Origin of the sequence: Pseudomonas sp. P8_241 (assembly GCF_034008315.1) — a bacterium.
GTDB lineage: Bacteria > Pseudomonadota > Gammaproteobacteria > Pseudomonadales > Pseudomonadaceae > Aquipseudomonas.
The window spans coordinates 1,870,015-1,883,912 of sequence record NZ_CP125377.1 but is presented as its reverse complement, the minus strand read 5'-3'; the positions used below and the strand labels follow the sequence as shown (position 1 = coordinate 1,883,912).

At 60.6% G+C, this 13,898-nt stretch carries 13 protein-coding genes; 8 read left to right on the top strand and 5 right to left on the bottom strand.

The annotated features are described in order from the left end of the window. Positions 1-16 precede the first annotated feature (16 nt). Positions 17-2,176, top strand: coding sequence for a type I secretion system permease/ATPase (locus QMK58_RS08535; RefSeq protein WP_320396149.1), 2,160 nt, complete (start codon positions 17-19; stop codon positions 2,174-2,176). A 9-nt stretch (positions 2,177-2,185) separates the two neighbouring features. After that, a complete protein-coding gene (locus QMK58_RS08530; RefSeq protein ID WP_053156398.1) occupies positions 2,186-3,553 on the top strand; it encodes an HlyD family type I secretion periplasmic adaptor subunit in 1,368 nt (455 codons plus the stop codon). A gap of 67 nt (positions 3,554-3,620) precedes the next feature. Here the strand turns inward: QMK58_RS08530 and QMK58_RS08525 are convergent, their stop codons facing one another. Continuing rightward, positions 3,621-4,214, bottom strand: a complete 594-nt coding sequence (locus QMK58_RS08525; protein ID WP_053156395.1) for a tRNA-uridine aminocarboxypropyltransferase — start codon at positions 4,212-4,214, stop codon at positions 3,621-3,623. Between the two features lie 5 nt (positions 4,215-4,219). Beyond that, the gene (locus QMK58_RS08520; protein WP_053156392.1) at positions 4,220-5,113 is read right to left on the bottom strand and encodes a LysR family transcriptional regulator; all 894 of its coding nucleotides are present in this window, start codon (positions 5,111-5,113) and stop codon (positions 4,220-4,222) included. A gap of 343 nt (positions 5,114-5,456) precedes the next feature. Here QMK58_RS08520 and speB point away from each other — a divergent pair, with 343 nt between their 5' ends. The 5 genes from speB (at position 5,457) to QMK58_RS08495 (ending at position 10,323) form a co-directional block, all read left to right on the top strand. Beyond that, positions 5,457-6,407 carry an agmatinase gene (gene speB / locus QMK58_RS08515; RefSeq protein ID WP_047532133.1) on the top strand — a complete coding sequence of 317 codons (951 nt, stop codon included), beginning with the start codon at positions 5,457-5,459 and terminating at the stop codon, positions 6,405-6,407. Between the two features lie 9 nt (positions 6,408-6,416). Beyond that, positions 6,417-6,839: a YybH family protein gene (locus QMK58_RS08510; RefSeq protein ID WP_053156388.1), complete on the top strand. Its 423-nt coding sequence runs from the start codon at positions 6,417-6,419 to the stop codon at positions 6,837-6,839. Positions 6,840-6,893: 54 nt separating this feature from the next. Further along, positions 6,894-8,405: a purine-cytosine permease family protein gene (locus QMK58_RS08505; RefSeq protein WP_053156385.1), complete on the top strand. Its 1,512-nt coding sequence runs from the start codon at positions 6,894-6,896 to the stop codon at positions 8,403-8,405. 128 nt (positions 8,406-8,533) lie between these two features. Next, positions 8,534-9,913 (top strand): sodium:solute symporter, encoded by a 1,380-nt coding sequence (locus tag QMK58_RS08500; RefSeq protein WP_053156382.1) that lies wholly within the window; start codon positions 8,534-8,536, stop codon positions 9,911-9,913. 158 nt (positions 9,914-10,071) lie between these two features. Next, a complete protein-coding gene (locus QMK58_RS08495; protein ID WP_053156378.1) occupies positions 10,072-10,323 on the top strand; it encodes an acyl carrier protein in 252 nt (83 codons plus the stop codon). Positions 10,324-10,461: 138 nt separating this feature from the next. Here the strand turns inward: QMK58_RS08495 and QMK58_RS08490 are convergent, their stop codons facing one another. Then, on the bottom strand, positions 10,462-10,590 hold the full coding sequence (locus QMK58_RS08490) for a PA1414 family protein (protein WP_007914492.1): 129 nt from the start codon (positions 10,588-10,590) through the stop codon (positions 10,462-10,464). A gap of 136 nt (positions 10,591-10,726) precedes the next feature. Further along, a complete protein-coding gene (gene ptrR, locus QMK58_RS08485; protein WP_053156374.1) occupies positions 10,727-11,620 on the bottom strand; it encodes a putrescine utilization regulator PtrR in 894 nt (297 codons plus the stop codon). A 104-nt stretch (positions 11,621-11,724) separates the two neighbouring features. Between ptrR and QMK58_RS08480 the strand changes: the two genes are divergently transcribed. Then, complete coding sequence (locus tag QMK58_RS08480; RefSeq protein ID WP_320396148.1) at positions 11,725-12,906, top strand: MFS transporter; 1,182 nt, start codon at positions 11,725-11,727, stop codon at positions 12,904-12,906. Here QMK58_RS08480 and QMK58_RS08475 read toward each other — a convergent pair. After that, positions 12,851-13,783 (bottom strand): DMT family transporter, encoded by a 933-nt coding sequence (locus QMK58_RS08475; RefSeq protein ID WP_053156368.1) that lies wholly within the window; start codon positions 13,781-13,783, stop codon positions 12,851-12,853. The genes QMK58_RS08480 and QMK58_RS08475 overlap by 56 nt on opposite strands. Positions 13,784-13,898 lie beyond the last annotated feature (115 nt).

The following is a 13,898-nucleotide window of genomic DNA, read 5'->3' as shown; positions in this document are numbered from 1 at the left end:
CCCCGGAGCGACCAATGTGACCAGCATGGAACCCGGCAATACTGGTGTCGATCCGCGCCTGAGTTTCGATGACCCGCTCCTCGACGGTCTGTTGATCCTCTGCAAACTCCATGGCGCGACCGTCAGTCGTGCCAGCCTCAGTGCCGGGCTGCCAATGGCACACCAACGCCTGAGCCTGGACCTGCTGCCCCGCGCAGCGGCCCGGGCCGGCCTGCAGGCGCGCTTGCTGCGCCGCGAACTCAAAAACATCTCCCCGCTCAACCTGCCCGTGATGCTGCTGCTCAACAATGGCCGCACAGCCGTCCTGCGCCGTTATGGCGAGGACGGTCGGGTGCTGATCCTGCCCAGTGAAGCGGACGGCGGGGAACAATGGATCAGCCCGCAAGAGCTGGAGGAACATTACGCAGGCCAGGCGTTGTTCGCCCGGCCGCGGCACGAACTTGAAGACCTGCGTTCGCCACTGGTGCCGCGGGTCCAGGCCTGGTTTCGCGACACCCTGAAACTGTCGAAATGGCTGTACAGCGACGCGATTCTGGCGAGTTTCCTGATCAACCTGCTGGGCTTGATGGTGCCGCTGTTCGTGATGCAAACCTACGACCGCGTGGTGCCGAACCAGGCGACATCAACGCTGTGGGTGCTGTCCATCGGTCTGTTGATCGGCACCGGTTTTGAACTGGTGTTGCGGGTAGTGCGAGCGCATTTGCTCGATACCGCCGGCAAGAAAACCGACGTGATTCTCTCGGCAACCCTGTTCGAGCGCATCACCGGCATGGCGATGAAAGCGCGACCGGCAACCATCGGCGGATTTGCCCAAAGCATCCATGACTTCCAGGGCCTGCGCGAGTTTCTCACCGCCGTGACCCTGACCAGCCTGATCGACCTGCCGTTTGCCCTTTTGATGCTGGTGGTGATCGGCCTGCTTGGCGGTTGGCTGGTGGTGATTCCGGTCTTGGCATTTCCCATCACCATCATCTTTGCCATGGTGATTCAGACACGCCTGCGCGATACCGTGCAAAAAAGCCTGAGCCTGGGCGCTGAGCGCCAGGCATTGCTGATCGAAACCCTCAGCGGCCTGGAAACCCTCAAGGCCTGCAGCGCCGAAAGCGAGCGTCAGCACAAATGGGAAAGCACCCACGGCGCCCTCACCCGCCTCGACAGCCACGCGCGCAACCTCTCCGCCCTGGCCACCAACGGTACGTTGTTCATCCAGCAGTTCTGCGGCATGGCGACGATCGTTGCCGGGGTCTACAGCATCATCGCCGGCAACCTCAGTGTCGGTGCACTGGTGGCGACCTACATGCTCGGCAGTCGAGTACTCGCGCCACTGGGGCAAATCGCCGGTCTGATCACCCGTTATCAGCAAGCACAACTGACCATGAAAAGCACCGATGCGCTGATGAGCCTGCCTCAGGAGCGCGATGCCCGGCAACGGCCGCTTGAACGCACCCAACTGCAAGGTGCGCTGGATGTCGTGGGCGTGACCTTTCACTACAACGGCCAAAGCGCCCCGGCGCTGGCCAATGTCAGCTTCAGCGTCAAACCCGGTGAACGCATCGGCATCATCGGGCGCAGCGGTTCGGGCAAAAGCACCCTGGCGCGTCTGGTGATGGGTTTCTACGAACCGGAAGAGGGTCAACTGCTGCTCGATGGCCTGGACCTGCGACAACTGGACGTCGCCGACCTGCGCCATCAGATCGGCTACGTCGCCCACGACCTGCCGCTGCTGGCCGGCAGCCTGCGCGACAACCTGACCCTCGGCGCACGCTACATCAGCGACGCCCGCATGCTGGAAGTGGCAGAACTGACCGGTGTCACCGAACTGGCTCGCCAACATCCGCAAGGCTTCGACCGGCCGGTGGGTGAACGTGGGCAACTGTTATCGGGCGGCCAGCGTCAGGCCGTGTTGCTCGCGCGTGCTTTGCTGCTCGATCCGCCGATCATGCTGCTCGACGAACCCACCAGTGCCATGGACAACAGCAGCGAAGACGCTCTTCGGCAAAAACTCCACAGCTGGGTCCAGGGTAAAACCGTCTTGCTGGTGACTCACCGCACGTCGATGCTCAGCCTGGTGGATCGGCTGATCGTCCTGGACAACGGACGGATCGTGGCCGATGGTCCAAAAGAAGCGGTCATCGATGCACTGCGCAAGGGCCGTGTCGGCTCTTCAGCTGTCTAGGAGTCGCCCATGTCTGCCGATCAGCCTGTACCGTCGAACGATCGCGGCTACTTCGACAGTTTCAACAAAAGTGCCGAGACCGAGTTCATGCCGGAAACCGCCGGCGCCGCATTGCAAGACTCCCCGCGCTGGTCGCGGATCACCGTATGGCTGGCTGCCGGGTTGATTGTCAGTGCCGTGGTCTGGGCCAAATTCGCGGTGCTTCAGGAAGTGACCATGGGCGAAGGCAAGGCGATACCGTCGAGCAAGGTCCAGGTGATCCAGAACCTTGAAGGCGGGATCGTCAGCGAGATTTTCGTGCGCGAAGGGCAAATGGTGAGCAAGGGCGACACCCTGCTGCGTCTTGATGACACGCGCTACCTGTCAAACAAAGGCGAAAGCGAAGCCGATCGTTATGCGCTCACCGCGCAGGTTGAACGCCTGTCTGCCGAAGCCGAAGGCCGACCCTTCAAGCTGTCAGAAGAAGTGATCGCCAAGGCCCCGCAAGTGGCCGAAGACGAGCGTTCGCTGTACGAGCAACGGCAACGTCGACTGGCCAGCGAACAGCGCACTTTGAGCGAACAATTGCGGCAGAAAACCCAGGAGCTGGCGGAGTTTCGTTCCAAGGCCGGGCAATTCAGTTCGAGCCTGTCGCTGGTCAATCAAGAGATGAACATGTCCGAGCCACTGGTCAAGACCGGCGCTGTGTCGCCGGTGGAGATCCTGCGACTCAAACGCAGCGCCGTGGAAATTCGCGGCTCGCTGAATGCAACGACGCTGGCCATTCCCCGGGCGGAATCGGCGATTGCCGAGATCCGCAGCAAGATCGACGAGTCGGAACAAACCTTCCGCTCGGAAGCGGCCAAAGAGCTCAATGAGAAACGTACCGACCTGTCAAAAATCACGGCAACCAGCATCGCCATCGACGACCGAGTAACCCGGACCACCGTGGTCTCACCGGTCAAGGGCATCATCAAAGTGCTGAAGGTCAATACCATCGGTGGTGTGGTCCAGCCGGGCAGTGACATGGTGGAAATCGTGCCGCTCGAAGACAACCTGCTGATCGAGGCCAAGGTTCGACCACAGGACGTGGCGTTCCTGCACCCGGGCCAGAAAGCCATGGTCAAGTTCAGCGCCTACGACTACACGATCTACGGCGGCTTGAGCGCCAAACTGGAATTGATCGGCGCCGACACCATCACCGATGACAAGGGCAACAGCTTCTACCTGATCCAAGTGCGCACCGATAAAAACCACTTGGGCGGGGACGTGAAACCGCTGCTGATCATTCCAGGGATGGTGGCGACGGTGGACATCATTACCGGGGAGAAGACGGTGCTCGATTACTTGCTCAAACCGGTACTGAAGGCGCGGACCGAGGCGATGCGGGAAAGGTAGGCCTGACTCAATCCTGACTTGCAAGGCTGTTGTGGCGAGGGAGCTTGCTCCCTCGCCACAAAGAACTTCATTGCTTGTGATTCTTGCGGTAAACCTCCTCCCCCATCGCCGCAATCTGCCCCTCGATCAACGCCTCGAACGGTTTCAACAACGGTGCAAACGTGGTCGGAACCTCGAGGGTTTCCAACGCCTGCACAATCGCCTCCACCGTCGACAAGGCCCCTGGCCCCGGTGCCTTGCGCAGCCGATAACGGGACACACCACCCTCGGCCAGCGTCACCCTCGGCAACGCCGCCAACAGCGGATTGAGGTGCAGCATCTTGCGCGCCTTGCGCCACGTGCCGTCGGGGACCACCAGCAACAGCGGATCTTCAGTCCCGGCATAACCCTGCATCGGTTGAGCGTCCTCGCCGGGAAACAACAACCGCGCCCGATACCCTGGCTGATTCAACAACGCGGGCAAATCCTCGAACACCTCCCCCACGATCAACTCGGCATTCTTCAATCCAAGCGCCGCCAGACGCGCCGTATTCAACGCATGGTTCACTTCACCCGGATGCTGCAACAGCAGTACTCGGGTGCGGCTGTCGAGGCTTGGAATCAACGGGCACAGACAGTGGGTTTGCGGGCGCAGGCAGCGTGGACATTGGATTCTGGACATCGTCTTCAGGCCTGATTCAGTTGAGCTTTAAGCAGATCGCGAAAGGTCTGGATCAACGGCTCGCGGCTACGGCCCCGGCGCACAATCATCGAGAATGGCGCCTGATAACCGAAGGTCGCCGGCAGCAACACCCGCAAGTCCCCCTTGTCAGCCCAGGCCTGGGCGTAGTGCTCAGGCAAATAGCCAATGTAGGCGCCGGACAGCACCAGAATCAACTGCGCCTCCATACTCTCCACGGTCGCGGCGCTGTGCTTGAAACCGTGGCGTGCCAGTTCGGCCTGGCTCCAATAGCCGCGACCGACCATGCGTTGCTGAGTAATAACCTGCTCGGGAATGCGCCGCTCGTTGAACAGCGGATGCCGCGTGCTGCAATACAACCAGTGTTGTTCACGGTACAGCGGCATGTACACCAGACCGCTCATGCGGGTGGAGAACGCACCGATGGCAAGGTCCAGGCGGTTGTCCTGCACGCCAAGCTGCAATTCGTAAGGGCTCATGACCGACAGGTGCAAATGCACGGCTGGGTGCTCCTGGCTGTAGGCGCCGATGGCTTCGGCGAACGGCAAGGCCTTGTCGCTGACGGTCGAGTCGATCACGCCCAGGTTCAACGTCCCGCGCAATTCGCCCTTGAGGGCGGCGGCGTATTGCTCGAAGCCTTCGAGTTCACCCAACAGACGCAGGGTCTCCTGATGGAACAGCTCACCCTTGCTGGTCAGGCTGAAACCGCCACGACCGCGATGGCAGAGCACCAGGCCGAGGGCCGATTCGAGCTGGCTCATGTAGGTGCTGATCGCCGATGTCGATAGGTTGAGCTCATGCTGGGCGTTAGCGAATCCCTGATGGCGTACCACGCTGACGAAGATGCGCAATAGTTTGAGGTCGGGTAAAGCGTTGGCCATCGGTGGCTCCGTAACCTGTTCAGTGAGTCCGCGCTGTGGGATGGGCGGTTGCTGCGCAACCGATCACCAGCAAGCCGGCTCCTACAGTAATAACCAATACCTCGGGCCGACGCCGACCTGTAGGAGCCGGCTTGCTGGCGATCGGTCCACCCGTGCAACGCATCGCTCAAGCCGAGAAGTCTATCCCGGCCCTCACCATTAGTTTAGAAAAATCTGAACTAAGTATTTGCCCGTAGCGATTCTTCCCGGCCACTACATTTCGCAGAATCCGCACAAATCGGTGCCCGTACCTTCCGTTAACGGCGCAACCAATAAATAAAACAACGACGATGAGGCCCTACCCGTGGACAAGATTCTTCACCAACCACTGGGCGGCAACGAAATGCCGCGCTTCGGCGGCATCGCCACCATGATGCGACTCCCCCACTTGAACACCGCTGCCGGTCTGGACGCTGCCTTTGTAGGCGTGCCACTGGACATCGGTACTTCGCTGCGCCCCGGCACCCGTTTCGGACCTCGCGAAATCCGCGCCGAGTCGGTGATGATCCGCCCGTACAACATGGCCACCGGCGCTGCTCCGTTCGACTCGCTGTCGGTTGCCGACATCGGCGACATCGCGATCAACACCTTCAACCTGCTGGATGCCGTACGGATCATCGAAGAATCCTACGACAATATCCTCGAACACGATGTGATTCCGCTGACCCTGGGCGGCGACCACACCATCACTTTGCCGATCCTGCGTGCCATCCATAAAAAGCATGGCAAGGTCGGCCTGGTGCACATCGACGCCCACGCCGATGTTAACGATCACATGTTCGGCGAGAAAATCGCCCACGGCACCACTTTCCGCCGCGCCGTTGAAGAAGGCCTGTTGGACCCGGACCGTGTCGTACAGATCGGCCTGCGCGCCCAGGGCTACACCGCCGACGACTTCAACTGGAGCCGCAACCAGGGTTTCCGCGTCGTTCAGGCCGAAGAGTGCTGGCACAAATCCCTGGCGCCACTGATGGCCGAAGTTCGCGAGAAAGTCGGCGGCGGCCCGGTGTACCTGAGCTTCGACATCGACGGCATCGACCCGGCCTGGGCCCCTGGCACGGGAACCCCGGAAATCGGTGGTCTGACGACCATTCAGGCGATCGAGATCGTTCGTGGCTGCCAAGGCCTCGACCTGGTCGGTTGCGATCTGGTAGAAGTCTCGCCCGCTTATGACACCACCGGCAACACCTCGCTGCTGGCCGCCAACCTGCTGTACGAAATGCTCTGCGTACTGCCTGGTGTGGTCCACCGCTGAGGATCGGTCATGAACGAACGTGATCAGGTTCTGAAAGCCGCCGCCGACCTGGTGGCGGCGTTTGCCCGTAACGATCGCGAAGCCTACTTCGGCGCATTCAGCGCCGATGCCAGCTTCGTTTTCTACACCCTCGATCAGCCCCTGCTATCGCGCGACGCCTATCAGGCGATGTGGGACGGCTGGCGCTCCGAGGATGGCTTCGAGGTGCTTTCGTGCACCTCAAGCAACGCCTTCGTGAGCCTTCAGGGTGACGTGGCGATTTTCATCCATGACGTGGCCACCGAGCTGCGCATGCAAGGGGAGCGGCACTTTAGCCAGGAGCGCGAGACGATTGTTTTCAAGAAACAAGCGTCTGGCCAAGAACAACAAGGCCTATGGCTGGCCTGCCACGAACATTTGTCCGCCATGCCGGAAGGGCTGCCACCCCCTTAGCCAAACAGGTGACGCTCACACACGATGGGCGCGCCTTTATGATCGGAGCAGATCATGAATAACAAAAACAACGAAAAAAGCCTTAGCAGCATCGAAACAAACGGGGTCGAACAGATCCCGGACCATGAACGTACCGCCCGTCCCGGTGACTTGTTTCGCCTGATCTTCGGCGGCGCCAACACCTTTGCCACCGCCGTGCTCGGCAGTTTCCCGGTGCTGTTCGGCCTGTCTTTTCAGGCCGGGGTCTGGGCGATTGTGCTGGGCGTGGTGCTCGGTTCGTTGATCCTGGCGCCGATGGGCCTGTTCGGGCCGATCAACGGCACCAACAACGCCGTGTCTTCCGGTGCACACTTCGGCGTGCACGGGCGAATCGTCGGGTCCTTCCTGTCGCTGTTGACTGCTATCGCGTTCTTCTCGCTCTCTGTATGGAGTTCGGGCGATGCGCTGGTGGGCGGTGCCAAACGCCTGATCGACCTGCCGGAAACCGACCTGACCCTGGGCCTGGCCTACGGTTTGTTCGCGTTGCTGGTACTGACTGTATGCATCTATGGCTTTCGCTTCATGTTGTGGGTCAACCGCATTGCGGTGTGGGCGGCCAGCCTGCTGTTCCTGCTGGGTGTTTTCGCTTTCGCTCCTGCATTCGACAGCCAGTACGCCGGCACCGTGGCCATGGGTCAGGCCGGTTTCTGGGCAGCCTTTATCGGTGCCGCACTGGTCGCGATGAGCAACCCGATCTCCTTCGGCGCGTTCCTCGGCGACTGGTCCCGTTACATCCCGCGTGAAACGCCGAAAGGCCGGATCATGGTATCGGTGATCGCAGCACAACTGGCCACGCTGATTCCGTTCCTGTTCGGTCTGGTCACCGCCACGATCGTTGCGGTCAAGGCACCGGACTACATCGCGGCCAACAACTATGTTGGCGGGCTGCTGGCCGTTTCGCCGAGCTGGTTTTTCCTGCCAGTGTGCCTGATTGCGGTGATTGGTGGCATGTCCACCGGCACCACCTCGCTGTACGGCACCGGGCTGGACATGTCCAGCGTGTTCCCACGGGTGCTGTCGCGGGTCAAGGCCACGCTGCTGATCGGTGTGATGTCGATTGCCTTCATCTTCATCGGGCGCTTCGCGGCGAACCTGGTGCAGAGCGTGTCCACCTTCGCCGTGCTGATCATCACCTGCACCACTCCGTGGATGGTGATCATGATCATCGGCCTGCTGGTGCGTCGCGGCTTCTACTGCCCGGATGACCTGCAAGTGTTCACCCGCGGCGAAAAGGGTGGCCGTTACTGGTTCACCCACGGCTGGAACTGGCGTGGCCTCGGCGCCTGGATCCCAAGCGCGGCCGTCGGCCTGTGCTTCGTGAATCTGCCGGGGCAGTTTGTCGGACCACTGGGCGAAATGGCCGGCGGCATCGACATCAGCCTGCCGGTGACTCTGGGCCTGGCTTCGCTGGTGTACCTGGCGCTGCTGAGCCTGTTCCCGGAATCGAGCGCAGTGTTCGGCCCGAACGATGCACGCAGCAAGAGCACGGATTCGCTCGCTAAACCGGCGATGCGCCAAGCCGCCTGATTTTTTGAAGACAGGGCCATGAGGTGACCTCTGTGGCGAGGGAGCTTGCTCCCTCGCCACAAGAACTACCCCATAGCCATAACGCAACTTTGTTTCACCATAAAAAAGACAATCGGAGACACGCCATCATGGCTTTGGATTTATTCGTCGTACTCATCTACGCCGCCGCGATGCTGATACTCGGCTACTACGGCATGCGCAAGGCCAAGACCAACGAAGACTTTTTAGTTGCCGGTCGCAACCTCGGCCCTAGCCTGTACATGGGCACCATGGCCGCCACCGTTCTGGGCGGCGCGTCCACTGTGGGCACCGTGCGTCTGGGCTACGTGCATGGCATCTCCGGTTTCTGGCTGTGCGCGGCCCTCGGTTGCGGGATCGTGGCACTGAACCTGTTCCTCGCCAAACCGCTGTTGAAACTGAAGATCTACACCGTTACCCAGGTCCTGGAAAAACGCTACAACCCGATGGCCCGCTCCGCGAGCGCGATCATCATGCTGGCGTACGCGCTGATGATCGGCGTGACCTCGATCCTGGCAATCGGCACCGTCCTGCAAGTGCTGTTTGGTCTGCCGTTCTGGATTTCGGTGCTGCTCGGTGGCGGCGTGGTCGTGATCTACTCGGCAATTGGCGGTATGTGGTCCCTGACCCTGACCGACATCGTCCAGTTCATCATCAAGACCGTTGGCCTGATGTTTATCCTGTTGCCAATCTGCCTGTACCGCGTCGGCGGCTGGGATGAGTTGGTTCTGAAACTGCCGGCGGCAAGCTTCAGCTTCACCACCATCGGCTGGGACACCATCATCACCTACTTCATGATCTACTTCTTCGGGATCCTGATCGGCCAGGACATCTGGCAACGGGTATTCACCGTCAAGACCGCCAAAGTGGCTCAGGTTGCCGGAACCGCTGCCGGTATCTACTGCATCATCTACGGCCTGGCCTGCGCCCTGATCGGCATGGCGGCGCACGTTCTGATCCCGGATCTGGACAACGTCAACAACGCCTTCGCCGCCATCGTCAAACTGTCCCTGCCAGACGGTATTCGTGGCCTGGTGATCGCTGCCGCACTGGCGGCCATGATGTCCACCGCCAGCGCCGGCCTGCTGGCCGCTGCCACTACCCTGACCGAAGACTTGCTGCCGAAACTGCGTGGCGGCAAACAGTCGAGTCTGGCGATCAACCGCCTGTTCACCCTGTTGACCGGTATCGTGGTATTGGGCATCGCTCTGATCGTGAACGACGTGATCAGCGCCCTGACCCTGGCCTACAACCTGCTGGTGGGCGGCATGCTGATCCCGCTGATGGGTGCCATCTTCTGGAAACGCGCCACCACCGCCGGCGCTATCGCCAGCATGGGCATGGGCTTCGCCACTGCGCTGCTGTTCATGTTCAAGGACGGTCTGGATGCCAACACCCCGATCTACTACAGCCTTGGCGTAGGTCTGGTGAGCTTCGTGGTCGTCAGCCTGATGTCCCGTCGCCCGGCTGTATTGGCGAGCGCTGCGTGAGCTGACCTGACAACTTGATGCTTTCTTCGACGGGTGTGGCGTCGGTTGCCACACCCGTTTTTTTTCGTCTGGAGAAACCCTCCAGCGGCTAAAGCCTGCTGTACTCATCACAAGGATAAAAAAGGCAGGGAGAACAACAACGCCCTCGAAGAACCCTCATGAACAGAGCTGCCGTCCGTGCCGTGGTGCATCGCTACATCAGCCGCCTGCTGGAAAATCAGCAAGACTTCGACGACAACGCCAACCTGGCGCAGTTGGGACTGGATAAGGAAGATATCGAGGAGCTGATCTTCCATCTCGAAGATGAGCTGGGCGTGACGGCGTTTACTGCCGAAGAAGACCGGATGCTGAAGAATGCCAGGACGGCGAATGATTTGAGTCAGTTCTTGATGGAGATCGGGCGGCATTGAATGCCGCGCCCAGTGAAATATCAGAGCGCCAGGATCGCAACCTTCGGCGCTCCTACGGATTCACGCGCAACCGCAACACTTGCACAACGCCCTGCAGGCGCCGCCGCAGGCTGCGATCTTTCCCAAACCCTGACGCGATCACCGACGTCGCTGCTGACGCCGACGCTGTTCGTCGTCAGTGCGAATAGGCACAGGTTGCAGAGGCGGTTCGATCAACCCGAGTGCAACACCCAGGTCGTGCAGCCAGTTTTGGATTTTCTCTTTCATGGTGCCCCCCTTCAGGGTAGTGCCGAGCGGCCAAAATTCTGTAGCCCCTTCGCACTGATAATAGTCCGAAGTCCCAAGCAATGCTCGCCCAACGTCGCAATGATCTGTTACTGAATCCATCACAATCACCCGGCGTTCAGGCAATGGCCTGTGCCGGCGACATTGCCGGCGGAAAAACCGCCTGCTGTTGTTCGATCCATGCGTTCAAGTTGGCCCCCAGCATGCCCTTGCGCCACATCAGCCAGGTGGTCGCACTGGCAAACGGTTCGGCCAAGGGGTGCACGGCCACGCTTTCACGGCCCGGCAGGCTGGCAAGCATCGACTCAGACATCAACGCCACGCCTGAACCGGCAATCACACAGGCCAGCATTCCCGGATAGGATTCTATCTCCATTGCCCGGCCCATCGCCGCATGGTCATGGGCGAACCAGGCTTCCAGGCGCATCCGGTAAGAGCAGCCCTGGCGAAAGGTGAACACCGAACGCCCTTCCACATCCAGCGCACTGCGCACGGGCGGATGATCGGCCTCGCTGATCAGCACCAGCCGCTCTTCACACAACGGCACGCCGTCAAGTCCGGCAAACTCCAGCGGACCATCCACCAGCGCCGCATCAAGCCGACCGGTCAGCAAGCCTTCAAGCAATTCGCCACTGGGTCCGGACTGCACTTGCAGGTTCACCGCCGGATACAGCCGGTGATACCGCGCCAGCAGCGCCGGCAAGTGAATCGCCGCCGTGCTGTACATGGTGCCGAGTACAAAATCGCCCGCTGGCTGACCGCCCTGCACCGCTGCACTGGCTTCGTCATGCAGGGCGAACAGTTTGACGGTGTAATCCAGCAAGACTTTTCCCGCAGGCGACAACTGCAAACGCTGACGCTCACGCCGGAACAGTTCGACACCCAGTTGCTCCTCCAGCTGCTTGAGCCGGGTAGACAGGTTCGACGGCACCCGATGCAGCCGTTCGGCAGCACGGGTGATCGAGCCCTCCTGCGCCACGGCCTGGAAGATGCGCAATTGGCTGAATTCCACGACATTCTCCTAATCAGAACAACTTACTCAATATTATTCATTTTTAAAGAAAGTCAATCAGTCCTAGCCTGACGGTCATTGATCCTTGAACTGGAATCCAGACCATGTCTCCTCTGATTCGCTTATCCGCCAGTTTTATCGCGCTGATGATGGCGATGGGCATTGGGCGCTTCGCCTTGACGCCGCAGCTGCCTCACCTGCTGAGCGAAGGCCAGATCGACCTGACCGCTGCCGGCTTGATCGCTGCCGCCAATTACCTCGGTTACTTCATTGGCGCAGTAGACGCGATGTTCTCGCGGCGCCCGGAGCAGGTTCGCCGACGATTGCTTGGCGGGCTATGGCTGTGTGTAGTGCTGACCCTCGCTTCGTTCTGGGCCAACGGTTTCTGGTCGCATCTGTTGCTGCGTTTCGGTACAGGCGTCGCCAGCGCTTGGGTGCTGGTTATGATTACCGCACTGAGCCAACCGCTGGCGGCGGCTGCCGGGCGTCCACGACTGGGTGCTCTGGTCTTTGCCGGTCCGGGCCTGGGGATTTTGCTGACTGGCTTGTTGGCGCTGGGATCGAACCTGCTGGGCCAGACTTCCGCTACGTTGTGGCTGATTTATGCGGCCGTCGGCTTGGTGATGTTGCTGGTGATCCTGCCGTTCCTCCCGCAACCGAAGGCTAATGTGGCGCCTCCCCCCAACCCCGTCAGTTGCAGTCACCCAGGCATCGCTCGCCTGGGTCTGATCTACGGCTTGTACGGTTTGGGCTACATCATTCCGGCCACTTTCCTGTCGCAGATGGCCAACACGCAGTTTCACGGACAATGGCAGGCGGACCTGTTCTGGCCCTGCTTCGGCCTGGCGGCAGCGAGCGGTGTGTTGCTGGTCAGTTTGCGGCGGCAAAAACCAGGTGCCACACGCCACTGGTTGACGGCGACATTGTGGCTGCAAGCGGCGGGCGTGTTCGCCTGCCTGCTGGGCAATGGACCGGGCCTGGCGCTGGGCGTGATCCTCTGTGGCACACCGTTCCTGGCCTGCATGCAATTGGTGATGCAGCGCTCCCGGGAGCTGGCGCCCCACGCCACCCAACGCAACGCCGGGCTGTTGACTGCGTGTTTCGCCGTGGGCCAACTCAGCGGGCCGTTGCTGGCGGCACTGAGCAGTCATTTCAGCGGTGGTCTGCAGCCGGCGCTGATGTTCGCCGGCAGCGGCTTGCTGATTGCCGGTGGTCTGTCCCTGGCGTCGGTCAGTGCTGCCCGAGGGCTTTGCGCAAACGACGGCGCACCCACTGCTCAGCGCTGACAAAGGTAATGCCCAGCAGTACCAATACGGCGCCGACGACGAAGTTGACGCTCAGGTCCTCGCCGAGCAGCACCACACCGAACGTGACGCCGAAGAGCGGCGTCATGAACGAGAACACCGCAAGATTCGCCGCCAGATATCGACGCAGCAGCCAGAACCACACCAGATAACTGAAAAACGACACTACGATGCCCTGAAACAACACGCTGGCCACCGCCACGGTGGTCAAGTTGACGTGGGTAATCTGCCCACTGAGCAATGCGATCAATAGCAGCCCGACGAAGCCGACGATCAACTGGTAAAACAGCGTCAACGTGACAGGTGCTTCCGACAGCCGAGATGCACGCACAACCACTGTCGTAGCGCCCCAGGCGGCGCCGGCGAGCACGCCCAGCGCATCGCCCATCAACATGCGGCGATCGAGATTATCCCAGGAGACACCCCCGGCAAAGGCGATCGCAATCCCGACGAACGCGAGGATAATCCCCAACCATTGCAAGGGTCTCAACCGCTCACTGGGCAACAGCCAATGCACGCCTAGCGCAGTGAAGATTGGCGCCGTGTAGAGAAACACCGACATGTGCGCCGCGGTCGTCAGTTGCAGACCTTCGGAAATGAAGAAGAACTCCACACCGAACAGCGCGCCAGCCAACAGCCCACCGCGCCAGGTAGAAGCGACCTGATCCCAACCGCCCTTCCAACAGATCAACAATCCTACGAGCAAAGCTGACATGCCTGACCGCGCTGCCGCCTGCATCACCGGTGCAATGTCCGGAGCTGCCCACTTGATCATCACCTGCTGAACGCCCCAGACCAGGCACAACCCGACCATCACTTGCAGGGCAAAGCCATCGGCGCTACGCCGGGTGGCAGTCACTGAAACACCTCGACTTCACAATCCATGACAGAGACTCGACAGTAAAAACAAAAACCCCGGCCTTCTGATTCCGGGGTCAACAATCAAGGATGCCAACCGTAGGAGCTGCCGCAGG